This is a genomic window from Acetobacteraceae bacterium, assembly GCA_004843165.1.
GTDB lineage: Bacteria > Pseudomonadota > Alphaproteobacteria > Acetobacterales > Acetobacteraceae.
Genome location: CP039459.1, coordinates 1,565,001 through 1,581,400 on the forward strand (window position 1 = coordinate 1,565,001; position 16,400 = coordinate 1,581,400).

The window sequence follows — 16,400 nt, forward strand, 5'->3', positions numbered from 1 at the left end:
GGAATAGGAAAGATTGATCCTTAGTGAAGCGAGCGCGGTGGAGTTGAACACAAAGCTGGAGAGGCTAAGAGCAATCGGTGGATGCCTTGGCATCAGGAGGCGATGAAGGACGTGGCACGCTGCGAAAAGTTACGGGGAGTTGTGAGCAAACATTGATCCGTAAATATCCGAATGGGGCAACCCCCTCGATAAGAGGATCACATATTGAATTCATAGATATGTGAGGCGAACCCGGGGAACTGAAACATCTAAGTACCCGGAGGAAAAGACATCAAAAGAGATTCTGCGAGTAGTGGCGAGCGAAAGTGGAGCAGGCCAATGCCTTGTTATAGTGAAATAGAAAGATCTGGGAAGGTCTGCCGTAGAAGGTGAAAGCCCTGTATATGTTAAGTTATGACGAGGATTTGAGTAGGCCGGAACACGTGTAATTCTGGTTGAATATGGGAGGACCGCCTTCCAAGCCTAAATACTACCTGATGACCGATAGTGAACAAGTACCGTGAGGGAAAGGTGAAAAGCACCCCGATGAGGGGAGTGAAAGAGACCTGAAACTGGTTGCTTACAAGCAGTCGGAGCGGCTTTATGCTGTGACGGCGTACCTTTTGTATAATGGGTCAGCGAGTTTCTGATCGTAGCGAGCTTAAGCCGATAGGTGTAGGCGCAGCGAAAGCGAGTCTGAATAGGGCGACATAGTTACGGATAGAAGACCCGAAACCGGGTGATCTAGCCATGGCCAGGTTGAAGGGATAGTAAAATATTCTGGAGGACCGAACCCACGTCTGTTGAAAAAGACGGGGATGAGCTGTGGCTAGGGGTGAAAGGCCAATCAAACCCGGAGATAGCTGGTTCTCCGCGAAATCTATTGAGGTAGAGCGTTATGTATTACCATTGGAGGTAGAGCACTGAATGAGCTAGGGGGACTCACCGTCTTACCAACCTCAATCAAACTTCGAATGCCGATGAGTAGAGCATAGCAGACACACAGTGGGTGCTAAGGTCCATTGTGGAGAGGGAAACAGCCCTGACCGCCGTCTAAGGTCCCCAAATGACAACTAAGTGTGAAAGGAAGTGGAAACTCCAGGACAGCCAGGAGGTTGGCTTAGAAGCAGCCATCCTTTAAAGAAAGCGTAATAGCTCACTGGTCTAAACTTAAGAGTTTCTGCGCCGAAAATGTAACGGGGCTAAAGTTGTCTACCGAAGACGCGGATGTGCATTCTTTATCATGGGAATGTACGTGGTAGCGGAGCGTTCCATAGGCTGATGAAGGTTAACCGTGAGGTTAGCTGGAGGTATTGGAAGTGCGAATGCTGACATGAGTAGCGATAAAAAGTGTGAGAGACACTTTCGCCGAAAGTCCAAGGTTTCCTGCGCCAGGTTAATCCGCGCAGGGTGAGCCGGCCCCTAAGGTGAGGGCGAAAGCCGTAATCGATGGGAATCAGGTTAATATTCCTGAGCCTGCTAGTGGTGACGGACACGATATGTTGTTTATTCTTAATGGATTGAATAGGCTTTTGGAGTGTTCCAGGAAATAGCCCTAGCGTATAGACCGTACTCTAAACCGACACAGGTGGACAGGTAGAGCATACCAAGGCGCTTGAGAGAACGATGCTGAAGGAACTAGGCAAAATGCTTGCGTAACTTCGGAAGAAGCAAGGCCATAATGAGGGCAACCTTATTATGGTGGCACAGACCAGGGGGTAGCGACTGTTTAGTAAAAACACAGGGCTCTGCGAAATTGAGAAATGACGTATAGGGCCTGACGCCTGCCCGGTGCCGGAAGGTTAAGAGGAGATGTTAGCGCATTGAATTGAAGCCCCGGTAAACGGCGGCCGTAACTATAACGGTCCTAAGGTAGCGAAATTCCTTGTCGGGTAAGTTCCGACCTGCACGAATGGCGTAACGACTTCCCCGCTGTCTCCAGCATCGACTCAGCGAAATTGAATTCCCCGTGAAGATGCGGGGTACCCGCGGTCAGACGGAAAGACCCTATGAACCTTTACTGTAGCTTTGCAGTGGCACCAGAAATATTTTGTGTAGGATAGGTGGGAGACTATGAACTTAAGGCGCCAGCTTTAAGGGAGTCATTGTTGAAATACCACCCTGAATGTTTCTGTTGTCTAACTGAGCCTATTTAGCATGGGCCAGGACCCTGCATGGTGGACAGTTTGACTGGGGCGGTCGCCTCCTAAAATGTAACGGAGGCGCGCGATGGTAGGCTCAGTCCGGTTGGAAATCGGATTTTGAGTGCAATGGCATAAGCCTGCCTGACTGTGAGAGTGACAGCTCGAGCAGAGACGAAAGTCGGCCATAGTGATCCGGTGGTTCCTTGTGGAAGGGCCATCGCTCAACGGATAAAAGGTACTCTAGGGATAACAGGCTGATCTCCCCCAAGAGTTCACATCGACGGGGAGGTTTGGCACCTCGATGTCGGCTCATCACATCCCGGGGCTGAAGCAGGTCCCAAGGGTTCGGCTGTTCGCCGATTAAAGTGGTACGTGAGCTGGGTTTAGAACGTCGTGAGACAGTTCGGTCCCTATCTGCCGTGGGCGTTAAGACTTGAAAGGATTTGTTCCTAGTACGAGAGGACCGGAATGAACGAACCTCTAGTGAACCAGTTGTCACGCCAGTGGCATGGCTGGGTAGCCAAGTTCGGAATGGATAACCGCTGAAAGCATCTAAGCGGGAAACCAGCCTTAAGATAAGGTCTTTTTGGGGCGTTGAAGACCACAACGTTAATAGGTCCGGTGTGAAAGTTCAGCAATGAATGAAGCTTACGGATACTAATCCCCCAGACCTCTCCAGCTTTGTATTCAACATACAAACATCATTCAAAACTTTCTCAATCTCTCTTATCTCTTCTATCCCATTCACCTGATGTGACGCAGCAGCGGGGGGTTATGGCGAGGGTCCCAAACCCGATCCCATCCCGAACTCGATGGTTAAACCCCTCAGCGCCAATGATACTTCGTCTCAAGACGCGGAAAAGTAGGTCGCCCCCCGCTACTCAGTCACATCATTTAAAAAAGCCCTTAAGGTACTCACCTTAAGGGCTTTTTGCTTTCCAAGCACAATAAAAACAATCAAACTCAAAAAAACAATAACCAACTCAATTTATTCTTCAAGAGGAGAGCATGGAAATAGGAAAAGGGGAATTAACCTTATCTTTCATCTCCTTTCTATATTGTCTCTTGCGCCTCAGAAGATTAAAAGATTTCTAACAGGAACGTGAAGAATGCGTCATCCCGTAGGGGAGTTACTCCTTCTCTGTCGTTCCACCTAATATGATAGAATATAGGATAATATATGACTGAGATGAATCGCCGTAAGGCATTTATGATGATGGGTGGCGTTGGAGCCGCAGGTCTGATTGCTTCGAAAGCGCAGGCGGCGACAAAATCTGCACTTCATCCTCTTTGGCCGGATCTTTCTCCAAATTTGGCATCACGCCCATATCCAGAATTATTACGTCCGCTTCCTGAGGGAAAAATCACAGGAAACCGTAAATTCGGTTATGCGATTATTGGCCTTGGTAAATATGCGATTAATCAGATTTTACCGGCTTTTGCAGAATCACGTTACTGCCGTGTTACAGCACTTGTCAGTGGTGACCCAAAGAAAGCTTCTCGTGTTGCAGATACTTACGGGATTGATCAAAAAAATATCTATAATTACGATAATTTTGACGAAATCAAAAACAATCCAGATGTTGATGCTGTTTATATTATCCTGCCAAACTCTTTACATTGTGAAATGACATTGCGGGCTTTCCGTGCCGGTAAGCATGTTATGTGTGAAAAGCCAATGGCTGTCAGTGTTGCAGAATGTGATAAAATGATTGCCGCTTCTAAAAAAGCAGGGAAGTATCTCACAATTGGTTATCGTTGCCACTATGATGCTTTAACACGTCATATGGTTGGGATGTTGGATCAGGGCATTCTTGGTAAGCCTCGTATGATTGCAACCCAAAATAATGACATTGCCCGTCCAGATGATGTTGCGCAGCAGTGGCGTTTTACAAAGAAACTTGCCGGCGGCGGTTCTTTGATGGATCTTGGTATTTATGGGGTGAATGGCGCCCGTTATCTTTCTAATGAAGATCCAATTGCGGTTTCCGCTTATATCACACCAAATCCAAGTAAAGTCTTTTCACAGGTTGAAGACACGATATCTTGGACAATGCACTACGCTTCTGGCTTGGTTGCACAGGGGGGGTCTTCTTTCTCAACCTTTACAACCTCACGTTTCTCCCTTGCAGGGGAAAAGGCAACTGTTTTGGTTGATCCCGCAACCAGCTATTGGAATAACCATGTCAACCTATGTCTTTCAGGGGACACGCATACATGGGAACAGCCAATGTTTACAAAATCTGCATTGGATCAATTTTCCAGCCAGCTCGATGCCTTGCCTTTGGCTATTTACAACAAACAGCCAACAGCAGGTACAGGTGAAGAAGGCCGTAGAGACGTCCAAATCATTATGGCCATTTATGAATCTGCCAAGAATGGTGGAAAAATGGTGGATGTTTCCAAAGGCGCAAACTGGGCAAAAGAGGTCTATGGCAAAAATGGCCTTTGGACAGCCTTGACCCAGCCATTGGTTACAGAGCTGTCAAAATAAGTTGTAACTTTTTGTAAAAAAAAGCCCGTATCTGAAAAGAGCGGGCTTTTTTTGATGATGATATGCTTACACTATGACGAATTACTTTTATGCATTGAAAATTTTGTTAAAAGAATAATCTTCATAAAATTTCTTAGATGTTCACCAGCTTCATGGCGTGGATGATTGCCTCGCAGTTGAAGTACTCAACAAATTGAATGGAGCAATGATGAAACGGATACAATCAGACAGAATGCATCTCTGGTTGATGCTGGTTTTGACTTTTACAACGGGCATTAATGATGCCGTTGGCTATCTTGGCCTAGATTAAAGTGTTTACCGGAAATATGACAGGCAATGTCGTTGTCCTTGGTATGGCACTTGGCGGTGGCAGAACAGGGTTGCCGATCTTAGGGCCGATTATTGCACTTTTTACCTTTATGGGTGGGGGGATTTTTGGCGGACATGCGCTTAAACATGCAGAGGCCCCTTGGACGAGGATGAGTACTTCTTTAATTTCTCTTGTGTCTTTTATCTTACTTACGCTTGGCACAGTCTTATTTTTTGTCGGAAATCATCCGCCACATTGGCTGAATGTTATTGCGACCTCTTCAGCAGCTTTTGCAATGGGAATTCAGGCCGCGGTTGCATTACAAATCGGGGTGCAGGGGATTACAACGGTTGTCGTTACAATGACGATTGTCGGTTTGGCCTCGGATTGCATGTTAGGCACGGGCAAAGCCAAATGGCGAGGCAACGGCACGGCAAGACGGTTAGTGACGATTGGTACACTTTTATTGGGAGCTTTTACAGGTGCAGTCATCTTAAAATGGCATCTAGGACTTGGATTGTTACTCGCCGCTTTTTTAACAGGTGCTGTGGCCATTATCGGTGGACGGCACGCATCCCAACAACACAATAATCCTCATCATTTGTGATTCTGAGTGGTGCGGTATTTGGATTAAGTTATTTCAGGGCTTGTCTCTTCATCACTTTTAATGCCATTTTTCTCTATAGGGAGAGAGGAAAAATCTTAGCCTTTAAAGAAACCGTTATTTTTCCTTTTAACTTCTTTATTTTTCTATGGGGCTAGGAATGGAAAAAAAATATGCTGATGAATGCTTTAAAAGCCGAATGTAAGACCCTTATTGGACTGAATATGATCCCAATGGTTTTCGGCGAGCCAGGTCTTGGAAAAACAACAATCATCCGCCAAATTGCCGATGAATTAAATCTTGAACTACGAGATATTCGCTTGACCCAATATAGCGGCATTGATTTAGGCGGTTTTCCTTATGTAAAAAATGGTATTGGTGAATATGCATATTTCCCAAAGATTTTTCCCTTTGAAGAGACCCCATGCCAAGAGGGAAAAGACGGATTTCTTATTCTTTTGGACGAGCTGACACTGGCGGATAATGATGTTTTAAAAATTGCATTAAGAATTTTGTGCGAACGTGAATTAGGGGAGCATAAAATTCATCCAAATTGTCGTTTTGTTGCTGCCGGCAATAAAAAAAGGCCCGGATTTATCGGACGCCATCTTCCGCACGCGATTATCAATCGGATGATTGTTCTCGATGTGGATTATGACATTGAGGATTATATTACTTTTTGCAAAAGAGACCCTACCTATAATCCCATTTTATTGCAGGCCTTAGAAACTGAAAATGATTTACTTTTTGGTTTTAAGGAAAATGACGAAGCTTTTGTTTCCAATCGTTCTTTAAGTGCCTTGAGTAAATATCTTAACAATGTTGATCCTCCCAATCTTGAGGTGATGGAGGGGATTATCGGGGATAAGAGATTTTGTAAAAAAATTCTTGAAAAAACGGTTTCAGAACAGCTTAATTTTGATGAATTAAGTGAAAAATTCAAAAAAATATATGGCAAAGATGTTTCTTACGTCAATCTTTCTGAATTTTGCAAGAAATGTAAAATTGAGCTTACGGATTTTCTTCTAAAGAAAATTGTTGAAAAGGTAGAAGCAAGACCTCATGCGTGAAGTACAAAAACAGGTCATTACAAATTTCATCATTGATCTACTTCGGCGTTATGAAAAATTTCACTATGAAAAAATTTTTATTACTTTTAAGGATTTCCCCCAGACAATTAAAGAAAAAATCGTTTTTCATACGTTAATGGATGCGCAGACACAACGAGAGATTCTAACGATTTTAATTGATTATCAGGTGAGTATTCTCGAAATTAAAAAGCATTTACCTGAGACAAAAGAACTTAAATCTTCCTCTTTCTCACTTCAGACGGCAGATCCTTTCCAGAAAAAGACGGCTGTAGATGTTATGACAGAGATAAACCGGAAGAATTCGCCCACTTCTAAAGAAGCGTTTAACCGCTCCTCTTACAGCGAAGAGCTCAAAATTCTTATCTCTTCCCGAAAGGAGGGACAGAATGGGATTGAGGTGACAAAAGACATTCTTCGTTCCAATATTGCCTTTATTGATTTTTATAAAATTCAAGAAATTGTTGGAGCAGATAAATCTGCCTCGCATCTTAATAGTCTGAAACAACGTTATAGACGTTTGAGCGATTGCTATCTTGAAGTGGAAAAAAGTATTTTTGACTCTTCCACCGAAACGCCTGATTTTCGTGCAGAAATTACGAGAGTTCGTATTTATGAGGATGTTTCAGGGTCCGTGACAGAGCCGAAAAGACTGCTTACAAAGAATATCATTAAGAAATTTAAAATGATTTATCCCGCAGCAACGTTTCAGGAATATATTTTCAATACGTCTGTGAAAGAAAAAGGAGAAGAGGAAGAATCTGGCGGTGGAACAGATCTTGATGTCTTGATAGCGCATATTGAAACGCAAGATGATATTCTTAATATTGTTATTTCAGATTTTGAGGATCGACATTGTCAAAGTCGTTTCAGCGAAAAAACCGTGTTAATTTATAATACATATGCTGGGAAAGACGGTGCGGCAGAAATGCTCAATAAAAGTACTAATCCCGCCCTTTGTTTTTTTCAGGAGGCTGCTTGAGAAAGAAGGATATTCTTTTGAAAGAGGGCAAAGAGGGAAAGTGAAAAACCTTCCCTCTCGATTTTATTTAAGCGCTAAAAACTTTGTTTTCCTGTTCCGCAACACGGATAAAAGTGGTGCGTTTGGTAAGTTCTTTGAGTTTTTCTGCCCCGACATAGGTACAGGAGGAGCGCAGGCCGCCTAAGAAATCTTGGACAGTATGTTCCACTTTTCCTTTAAAGGGGATTTTGACCGTTTTGCCTTCAGGGGCTCTATATTTCGCAACGCCGCCGGAATGTTTATCCATCGCACTTTCAGAGCTCATACCATAAAAAAGGCGGAATTTTTGACCATTCTCTTCAAGAAGCTCTCCGCCGGATTCCTCATGGCCGGCTAACATACCGCCAAGCATGACAAAATCAGCACCGCCGCCAAAAGCTTTGGCAATATCGCCTGGGATTGTGCAACCGCCATCACCAATAATCTGTGCGCCTAGACCATGTGCGGCATCAGCGCATTCAATAATTGCGGAAAGCTGTGGATAGCCAACGCCGGTTTTCACACGTGTGGTGCAGACTGATCCAGGGCCGATACCAACTTTAACGATATCCGCACCGGAAAGGACAAGCTCCTCGACCATTTCTCCTGTGACAACATTTCCTGCAATAATGATATGATGCGGAAATTTCTGGCGTGTCTTTTCAATGAATTTTACGAAATGTTCAGAATAACCATTTGCGATATCGATGCAGATCATTTTAAGGTCTGAAGAAAGGCCAAGGATCTTTACAAGACGGTTAAAATCCTCATCAGAGGTGCCGCAGGAGACAAGAATATTTTTTAAATTTTGTGGCGTTGACCCTTTGACAAATTTTTCCCACGCCTCAAGGCTGTAATGTTTATGGATCGCTGTAAGGATCTTAAATTTGCTCAGAGCTTCTGCCATTTCAAACGTACCAACCGTATCCATATTGGCAGCGATAATTGGAATACCTTCCCAATGATTATCGGAATGTTTGAATGAAAATTTGCGATTTAAGTCCACTTCAGAGCGGCTTTTAAGGGTAGAGCGTTTCGGGCGGATAAGAACGTCTTTAAAACCGAGTTTCAGGTCTTGTTCGATACGCATGGTTTAGCTTTTTTCCTCATAATATGTTTAAAAAAAGTGGAAAAAGCAAATAAAGTCTTTTTCCTATCTAATCTAAAGGAAAAGAGGATAAGGGGAAAGAGAAGTTACGTGATCTCCTTTAAGGAAAGAAAAATTTGATGCGTATTGATTATGAAAAGCTCGTTCCAGAGTCTGTTGCGTTACTTTATAAAGTGCACGAGCATATCCAAAAATCAGGGGTTGATCCTGTTTTGGCAGAGCTCGCATCGTTAAGGACATCTCAGATAAATGGGTGTGCCTTTTGCATTGAGCTTCATTCAAAAATTTTACGTCATCAGGGCGTTTCTTTTGAAAAGCTTCTCCTTGTTTCGGCATGGCGTGAAGCGGGTTCTGTTTTTAACGAAAAAGAGCAAGCCGTTCTTTTGTGGAGCGAAAGCCTAACATCTCTGGCGAAAACACATGCTCCTGATTCGGATTTTAACAAGATGAAAATGCACTTCAGCGAAAAGGAAATTGCAAATTTCACTGTCGCTATTGCTTTGACAAATGCTTACAACCGTATTGCCGTTGGCATGCGCCGTTTGCCAGAAGCGGCCTCAAAAGCGTCGTAAAGAAATCAGCACAAAATGAAACATCAATAGGAAAAAGAGAATGGTAGAGATGAGGCAAGAAAATAAAAAAAATCAAGAAAGATGTTTTGTTGATACCATTATTGTTGGGGCTGGTTTTGCGGGCTTAAAGGCGGCAGAGACTTTAAAGGAAAAAGGTCAAAAAATTCTGCTTTTAGAAGCGCAAGATCGTGTTGGCGGTCGGTGTAAAGCCGGAAAAATTGCCGGAAATGTCGTTGATTTCGGTGGTCAATGGATTGGTGCCCATCATCCGCTTTTTAGGGAAGAGGCCGCCAAAGCCGGGATTGAACTCTACCCGCAATATGAAGAAGGAAAATCGCTTTTAAGTTTTAAAGGCAAGGTCAAAAAATTTGGTTTGATCCCGCCTTTTAATCCTTTTGCTTTATGTGAAATTGCGCTTTTTATCTATCTTTGGGGACGTGACCTCAAACAAATTCCTAAAAATCAGCCTTGGAAAGCCAAAAAAGCTGAAAAATGGGATTCTATCTCTTTCGAAAGCTGGGTGATGTCCCATCTAAGAACCAAGGGGGCGAGAGAATTTGCCAGAGCGGTTGTGAATGGCTTGTTCTGTGTTGAGGCTTCAGAAATGTCTTATCTTTATTTCTTGGAATGTATGCGCCAAGGCAGAGGTATGAAGGTGATGATGGCGGCAAGCGGCGGCGCACAGCAGGATAAAGCTCGAGGTGGCGCATGGTCTGTTGCGAAAGCAATGGCAGATCGTTTGGGGAATAAAATTCGTTTTCAGCAGCCTGTGGTTAAAATAATGCAGGATGAGAGTGGGATTCAGGTAACGACAAAAGCAGGAGAAATTTACGGGGCAAAAAAACTTATTTTGGCCATTCCACCCGTTTTAGCAGCCAAATTGATTTTTGAACCGAAATTACCCTCTCAAAAGCAGGGGCTTTTGAGGCGGATGCCTATGGGGAATGTGATTAAAGTTCATGTAGCATATGAGCGGCCTTTTTGGCGTGAAAAGGGCCTTAGCGGTGAGGCAATCGGTCTCGGTTTACATTTTGCGACAGTTTACGATCAAACGCCAAAAGATGAAGAAATCGGTATTTTGGTTGGTGTCATTGAGGGAAAATATGCGGTCAAAATGAGCCAAATGTCTCAGGAAGAGCGCCGTCAAATCGTGGTTAAAGATTTGGTGCATTATTTTGGTGAGCAGGCCAAAAATCCGATTGAATATGTTGATTGCGATTGGGCAAAAGAGGAATGGGCAGAGGGAGGATATGCCGGCTGTATGGCAACAGGGGTTTTGAGCCTTTATGGCGAAGCCCTCGGACGGAAAGAGGGGCATATTCATTTTGCCGGTACGGAAACGGCAACAGAATGGACGGGTTATTTTGAGGGAGCTTTGCAATCAGGTTTGCGAGCCGCCAATGAAATTTTAGGAAACTAAGAAAAACCCCCTCTTTCTTTCATGATTGACGGGGTTTTAGAAAAAGAAAGATAGAAAAATCAGCCGTGATTGTCGTTCTGAAGATAGAGTGCATGATATTCAATATGTGATTGAATAAAGCTCTGAACGAACCAGTAAGAATGATCGAATTTCTTATGCGCACGGAAAATGACCTGCTGACCAACACGATCCGCAACATTTAAGAAGTTTTTAGGCAGTAATTTTCCATCATGGAGAAACTCATCCTCTCTGCCCTGATCGATCAAGATAGGAGTCGGGTGATTTTTACCGGATTGAAGCAAAAGGGTGGGATCATAGGCTTTCGCCTCTTCTGGATTGTTAAAATAGACTTCGGCGGCTTCCTGTCCCCAATGGGATTTTGAAGGGTTCGCAACGGGTGCAAAGGCGGAAATGGATTTCCATTTGTCAGACTCTTTGATCCCGAAGACTAAGGCTCCCATGCCGCCCATGGAATGTCCCATGATACTTTTTTTATCATCATCAAGCCAGAAATTCTCGGCAACAAGCGCCGTTAGCTCTTCGGCAACATAATCACGCATGTTATAATGTTTTGCCCAAGGTTCTTTGGTCGCTTTGAGATAATAGCCGGCACCTTCACCAAGCCACCAGCATTTTTCTTTTTCTGTTGATTTTGGATCGCAGCCACGTGGAGATGTATCGGGGCAGACCAAAGCAATATTGTGCTGGCTGGCAAAACGAACTGCATTGGATTTGGTGATAAAGGTTTGATGGTCACAGGTAAGACCTGCCAAGGCCATAATATAAGGCGTTTTCCCTTTGCATTCCTTACCGTTTTTTCTGGCATACATATCTTTTAAGGCACGGCGAGGAAGAAAAATGGCAAAATTTGCTTCAGCCTTTAAAGTTTCTGCATGATGTTTGTAAAATCGCACTTCACCATCAAAGGCCGGATGTGCGCTGAGAAGCTCTAAAGAATGTGTCATCGTTGTTTTCTCCTGAACATAAAGGCAAATGCCTCTTTCTTAAATGATTCCTGTAGACGTAGGCTTCAAGAGGTCTGTTGAGGTAAATTTTAAACAGGCGGTTGCGCCATAAAAAGTTTAGCGGCGCAAAGTAAGAGTAAAAGCCCGGAAATCCCATAGAAAAAACGTAGGGCAATGCCTTTATCTAACAATTTTTTTAGGGGAACAGCCGCTAAAACAACAATCGTGAGGTAAAGCGTCATAATGATGACTTCAATGCCCCCTTGTAGCAGTAAAATCCCCTTGATCTGCGCAGCAGAAAAGCCTGAAGGAATAAAGGTAGGGAACATCAAGACAAAGAAAACAGCCACATTTGGATTTAAAAGCGCACTTAAAATTCCCTGCTGAAAGGCCTCTTTTGCAGATTGGACAGCATGTAATGGCGCGGCACCATTTTCAAATGTATGCGGTTTTTTACAGGATTCAAGGAGAAGGCGGACGCTGAGATAAAGGAGATAGCCAACACCGAGCCATTTTAAAATTTGGAAGGCTTTGGGATTTGTTGTGAAAATCGCACTTAATCCAAGAGGGGTCGCTAAAGCCCAAAGTGTCATCCCGGAAGCAACGCCAGCAACAATCCATTTTCCCATTTTTCGGACAGGCGAGGTGGCAACGGTCAGGGTTAAAATAATTTCAGGACCGGGAGCAATGCTGAGAAGTGTCGCCGTTACGATAAAAGTAGATAAAGAAGAGATAAGTGGCGAAATCATAAGTGTAAATCTAAGTCCTTAAGGTCAAATAATATCTTCTAAAATGCTAGGGGAAGCTTTTATCTTTGGGCAAGTCTTTTTGAGGATAAAAGAGGTTTTCTGGTCAAGAAAAGACAAATAATGTATTGTTACGGCATCTAATTCTTTGAGATGCTCTGACATTTATTAAAAAAATAGATGATGATTTTGTTATGGCATCCTAGCCCTAAAAGGGGTGTTTATTTTCGATTTTTTTTTATACATAGGGGAAAATCAATATGGTTGAAACAATGGATGTCCGGGCGGCAATTGCTCTGGAACCCGGCAAGCCCTTGGTGATTGATACTGTTCAACTGGAAATGCCCCACGATGATGAGGTTTTAATTGAAATTAAGGCCAGCGGTATTTGTCATACAGATAAATACACACTTTCTGGCAAAGACCCTGAAGGCGTTTTTCCGGCCATTCTAGGACATGAAGGGGCTGGTATTGTCAAAAAAGTCGGTAAAAACGTCACCAGCGTAAAACCCGGAGATCATGTTATTCCCGTCTATATTCCAGAATGCCGTGAATGTCCTGCCTGTCTTTCCCAGAAAACAAATCTTTGTACCGCTATTCGAGAGACGCAAGGTAAAGGTTTGATGCCGGATGGCACTTCCCGTTTTTCCTATAAAGGCAAGCCGATCCATAATTATATGGGGACGTCTACTTTTGCCCAATATACAGTCGTACCGGAAATTGCCGTTGCCAAAATCCGTGAGGATGCACCTTTTGAAAAGGCCTGCTATGTCGCTTGCGGTGTGACAACAGGAGTTGGATCTGTCATTTGGGGCGTTGATGTCGAGGCCGGGGCACGTGTTGTTGTTTTTGGACTTGGCGGTATTGGTCTGAATGTGATTCAGGGGGCAAGATTAGCAGGGGCTTCGCAAATTATCGGGATTGATATTGCTGAGGGACGAGTGCCCTTGGCCAAGGAATTCGGGATGAGCGATTTTATCAATTCCAAAACGCTGCCAAAAGACAAAGATTTGGTGCAGGAAATCATTAAATTAACCAATGGCGGGGCAGATTATAGTTTTGAATGTGTTGGATCTGTTGATCTGATGCGTCAGGCTTTGGAATGCACGCACCGTGGTTGGGGAACTTCTTGCATCATTGGGGTTGCCGGTGCCGGTGAGGAAATTAGCACAAGACCATTCCAGCTCGTCACAGGGCGTAAGTGGGTCGGTACGGCTTTCGGTGGGGCAAGAGGTCGTACGGATACGCCGAAAATTGTGGATATGTATATGGAGGGTCAGATTGAAATTGACCGTTTGATTACAAAAGTTATTCCGCTTTCTAAAATTAACGAAGCTTTTGAAAATATGGGAAAAGGTGACAGTATCCGCACCGTGATTGATTATTCTTTAGAAGATTAATCCACCTTTTCTCAAAGAAGAAAAAAGGGGCTTCGGCCTCTTTTTTTATATAAAATTTTATATAAAGATTCTCATTGCAAATAAGATAAGAAAAGAGCGTATTATCATGAGGTAAAGGTGATAATAAACAAAGGAATAATGTGATGTCTTTGCCAAAAATTTTAGTGCTTTACCATTCTACTTATGGCCATGTGGAGACCCTCGCATATGCAATCGAAAAAGGGGCAAAAGAGGGCGGCGCATCTGTCAGCGTTAAGCGTGTTCCTTTTCTCATTTCCGATGATGTCGCAAAGAGTCACGGCATGAAAGTGGATCAGAAAGCTTTGATTGCAACGCCTGAAGAGCTTGCCGAATATGACGGGATTATTTTTGGATGTCCAACACGTTTCGGCCGTTTAAGTTCTGAATTGGCTTCTTTTCTCGATCGGACTGGCGGATTATGGGCGAAAGGGGTGTTAATTGGCAAAAGTGCGGCGATTTTCACCTCTACAGGCACACAGCATGGCGGACAAGAAACAACGCCTTTGAGCCTCATTCCAAATCTTCTGGCACATGGCATGGTTGTTCTTGGCTTGCCATATGCTTTTAAAGGCCTCTCTGAAATGACCGAAATTAGCGGCGGATCACCTTTTGCGGCATCCACGATTGCAGGATCAAACGGTTCTCGCAAGCCAACAGAAAATGAACTTGCAGGTGCTCAGGCGCTGGGCAAGCATGTTGCGGAAGTGACCGCCAAACTTATAAAATAATAAAAGGTTTTTTATGCTTGAGAACAGTCTCCTTAAAAAAATTTCTCAAACTGTCGGTAATGCTTATCTCCTTTCCTCAGATCAGGAGACTTACCGTTACAGAAAGGGGTTTTCTTTTGGCGAGGGGGCTGTTGAAGCCGTTGTCTTACCCGGTTCTTTGGTTGAGCTGTGGAAAATTGTTTCTTTAGCATATGAGGCTGACCGCATCATTATTATGCAGGCAGCTAATACGGGGCTTACAGGGGGCTCTACGCCGGATGGTGATTATGACCGTCCTGTTATCCTCATCAGCACACGCCGTCTTAAAGGTTTACAGCTTTTAGGGAATGGCAGGCAGGTGCTGTGCCATCCCGGTGCAAGCCTCTATGAGCTGGAAGATTTGCTTCGTCCAATCGGCAGGGAGCCGCATTCTCTTATTGGATCTTCCTGTATTGGTGCTTCCATCATGGGTGGGGTCAGTAATAATTCCGGCGGTGCCTTGGTACAGCGTGGCCCAGCCTATACTGAGATGGCTTTATTTGCCCGTATCGGTGAGGATGGCAAACTTCATCTGGTGAATCATTTGGGAATTGATCTGCCTGATGATCCAGAAAAAGCATTGGCAAAATTGGATAAAGGCGAGATTAAATCCAGTGAAGTCCATTGGGACATTGGCGCAGGGCATAATAAAGATTATTTAAAAAAAGTTCGGGATGTCGATGCCCCGACACCGGCACGCTATAACGCAGAACCGAGCCAGCTTTATGAAGCCTCCGGCAATGCGGGTAAGCTGGTTGTGTTTGCCGTGCGGATGGATACATTTCTATCAGAGAAGGCAACAGAAATTCTTTATGTCGGGAGTAATGACCCTTATGCATTAGAGGATTTGCGGCGTGGTCTTTTAACAAAATTTGAGGAACTGCCAATTTCCGGAGAGTATATCCATACACAAACTTTGGCTTTAGGCGACAAATACGGGCGCGATACGGTGATTGTTATCCGCCTTTTAGGGACGAAATTTTTGCCCTTTTTGTTTGACATTAAGGCACGGATCAATGCTTTAGGTGAGCAATATCGGTTTTTCCCCTCTTATTTGAGTGATAGGCTGATGCAGGTGGCTTCTTACTTTATTCCCTCTCAAATGCCGAAAAGAATGAAGGTTTTTCAGCGGAAATATCAGCATCATTTAATCCTTAAACTTTCTGGTTCTTTGTCAAAAGAAGTTAAACCTTGGCTCGAAACGTTTTTTGAAGAAAGAGACGGTAATTTCTTTAAATGCACAAAGAAAGAGGGCGAGCTGGCTTTCTTACAGCGCTTTGCCGCTGTGGGAGCCGCAGAGCGTTTTTTTGCAATCCATTTAAAAGAATCTGCCGGTTTGATTTCATTGGATGTGGCACTGCCTCGAAATGAGCGGGACTGGCTGGAAACGCTTCCACCGGAATTAGAAAAGCAAATTTTGGCAAATATCTATTGCGGCCATTTCCTCTGCCATGTTTTTCATCAATATTATATTGTTAAAAAAGGCTATGATGTTACGGCACTGAAAAAACAGCTTTTAGAAAGATTAAAGGAAAGTGGGGCGCAATACCCGGCAGAACATAATTTCGGCCATCTCTACCAAGCCCCCGAAGAACTCAAAAAACATTATAAAAAGCTTGATCCCTGCAACTGCCTCAACCCCGGTATCGGCAAAACCAGCAAGCAGAAGAATTGGGAATGATTTTATAAGGTGAAAGGGAAGCAACACAGCTTTCTTTTTTCTGGAGCTTCCAAATCAAAGAACATTGCTCCTTTTATGAACCAAAAGTGAGTCGGGGAAAGGGATTCACTCCGTTATTTAAG

The 16,400-nt window shown here is 43.8% G+C and carries 11 protein-coding genes, 2 rRNA genes and 1 pseudogene; 11 read left to right on the forward strand and 3 right to left on the reverse strand.

Annotated elements, in window-relative coordinates:
* Window positions 1-59 precede the first annotated feature (59 nt).
* From FAI41_07515 to FAI41_07540, 6 genes and pseudogenes are all read left to right on the forward strand, one after another.
* Window positions 60-2,791, forward strand: a 23S ribosomal RNA gene (locus tag FAI41_07515).
* A gap of 96 nt (window positions 2,792-2,887) precedes the next feature.
* Window positions 2,888-3,002: ribosomal RNA gene (rrf, locus tag FAI41_07520) — 5S ribosomal RNA — on the forward strand.
* Between the two features lie 301 nt (window positions 3,003-3,303).
* Window positions 3,304-4,617, forward strand: a complete 1,314-nt coding sequence (locus tag FAI41_07525; protein ID QCE33435.1) for a Gfo/Idh/MocA family oxidoreductase — start codon at window positions 3,304-3,306, stop codon at window positions 4,615-4,617.
* Window positions 4,618-4,822: 205 nt separating this feature from the next.
* Window positions 4,823-5,534 (forward strand): annotated as a pseudogene (locus FAI41_07530) (DUF1275 domain-containing protein).
* Window positions 5,535-5,704: 170 nt separating this feature from the next.
* Entirely contained in the window at window positions 5,705-6,601 is an 897-nt protein-coding gene (locus tag FAI41_07535) for an AAA family ATPase (protein ID QCE33436.1), read from the forward strand.
* Entirely contained in the window at window positions 6,594-7,601 is a 1,008-nt protein-coding gene (locus FAI41_07540; protein QCE33437.1) for a hypothetical protein, read from the forward strand. Before FAI41_07535 ends, FAI41_07540 begins: the two co-directional genes overlap by 8 nt.
* 67 nt (window positions 7,602-7,668) lie before the next feature.
* On the opposite strand, the gene FAI41_07545 is transcribed toward FAI41_07540, so the two are convergent.
* On the reverse strand, window positions 7,669-8,709 hold the full coding sequence (locus FAI41_07545) for a GMP reductase (protein QCE33438.1): 1,041 nt from the start codon (window positions 8,707-8,709) through the stop codon (window positions 7,669-7,671).
* A 137-nt stretch (window positions 8,710-8,846) separates the two neighbouring features.
* Here FAI41_07545 and FAI41_07550 point away from each other — a divergent pair, with 137 nt between their 5' ends.
* The gene (locus tag FAI41_07550; GenBank protein ID QCE33439.1) at window positions 8,847-9,299 is read left to right on the forward strand and encodes a carboxymuconolactone decarboxylase family protein; all 453 of its coding nucleotides are present in this window, start codon (window positions 8,847-8,849) and stop codon (window positions 9,297-9,299) included.
* Window positions 9,300-9,339: 40 nt separating this feature from the next.
* The gene (locus FAI41_07555; GenBank protein ID QCE33440.1) at window positions 9,340-10,719 is read left to right on the forward strand and encodes an FAD-dependent oxidoreductase; all 1,380 of its coding nucleotides are present in this window, start codon (window positions 9,340-9,342) and stop codon (window positions 10,717-10,719) included.
* Between the two features lie 59 nt (window positions 10,720-10,778).
* On the opposite strand, the gene fghA is transcribed toward FAI41_07555, so the two are convergent.
* Both fghA and FAI41_07565 read right to left on the reverse strand, forming a co-directional pair.
* Window positions 10,779-11,684: an S-formylglutathione hydrolase gene (gene fghA, locus FAI41_07560; protein ID QCE33441.1), complete on the reverse strand. Its 906-nt coding sequence runs from the start codon at window positions 11,682-11,684 to the stop codon at window positions 10,779-10,781.
* An 89-nt stretch (window positions 11,685-11,773) separates the two neighbouring features.
* Window positions 11,774-12,433: a LysE family translocator gene (locus tag FAI41_07565; protein ID QCE33442.1), complete on the reverse strand. Its 660-nt coding sequence runs from the start codon at window positions 12,431-12,433 to the stop codon at window positions 11,774-11,776.
* A 269-nt stretch (window positions 12,434-12,702) separates the two neighbouring features.
* Between FAI41_07565 and FAI41_07570 the strand changes: the two genes are divergently transcribed.
* The 3 genes from FAI41_07570 (at window position 12,703) to FAI41_07580 (ending at window position 16,278) form a co-directional block, all read left to right on the forward strand.
* Window positions 12,703-13,830 carry an S-(hydroxymethyl)glutathione dehydrogenase/class III alcohol dehydrogenase gene (locus FAI41_07570; GenBank protein QCE33826.1) on the forward strand — a complete coding sequence of 376 codons (1,128 nt, stop codon included), beginning with the start codon at window positions 12,703-12,705 and terminating at the stop codon, window positions 13,828-13,830.
* A 149-nt stretch (window positions 13,831-13,979) separates the two neighbouring features.
* Window positions 13,980-14,579, forward strand: coding sequence for an NAD(P)H:quinone oxidoreductase (gene wrbA, locus FAI41_07575; protein QCE33827.1), 600 nt, complete (start codon window positions 13,980-13,982; stop codon window positions 14,577-14,579).
* Window positions 14,580-14,592: 13 nt separating this feature from the next.
* A complete protein-coding gene (locus FAI41_07580) occupies window positions 14,593-16,278 on the forward strand; it encodes a D-lactate dehydrogenase (GenBank protein QCE33443.1) in 1,686 nt (561 codons plus the stop codon).
* The last annotated feature ends 122 nt before the right edge of the window (window positions 16,279-16,400 follow it).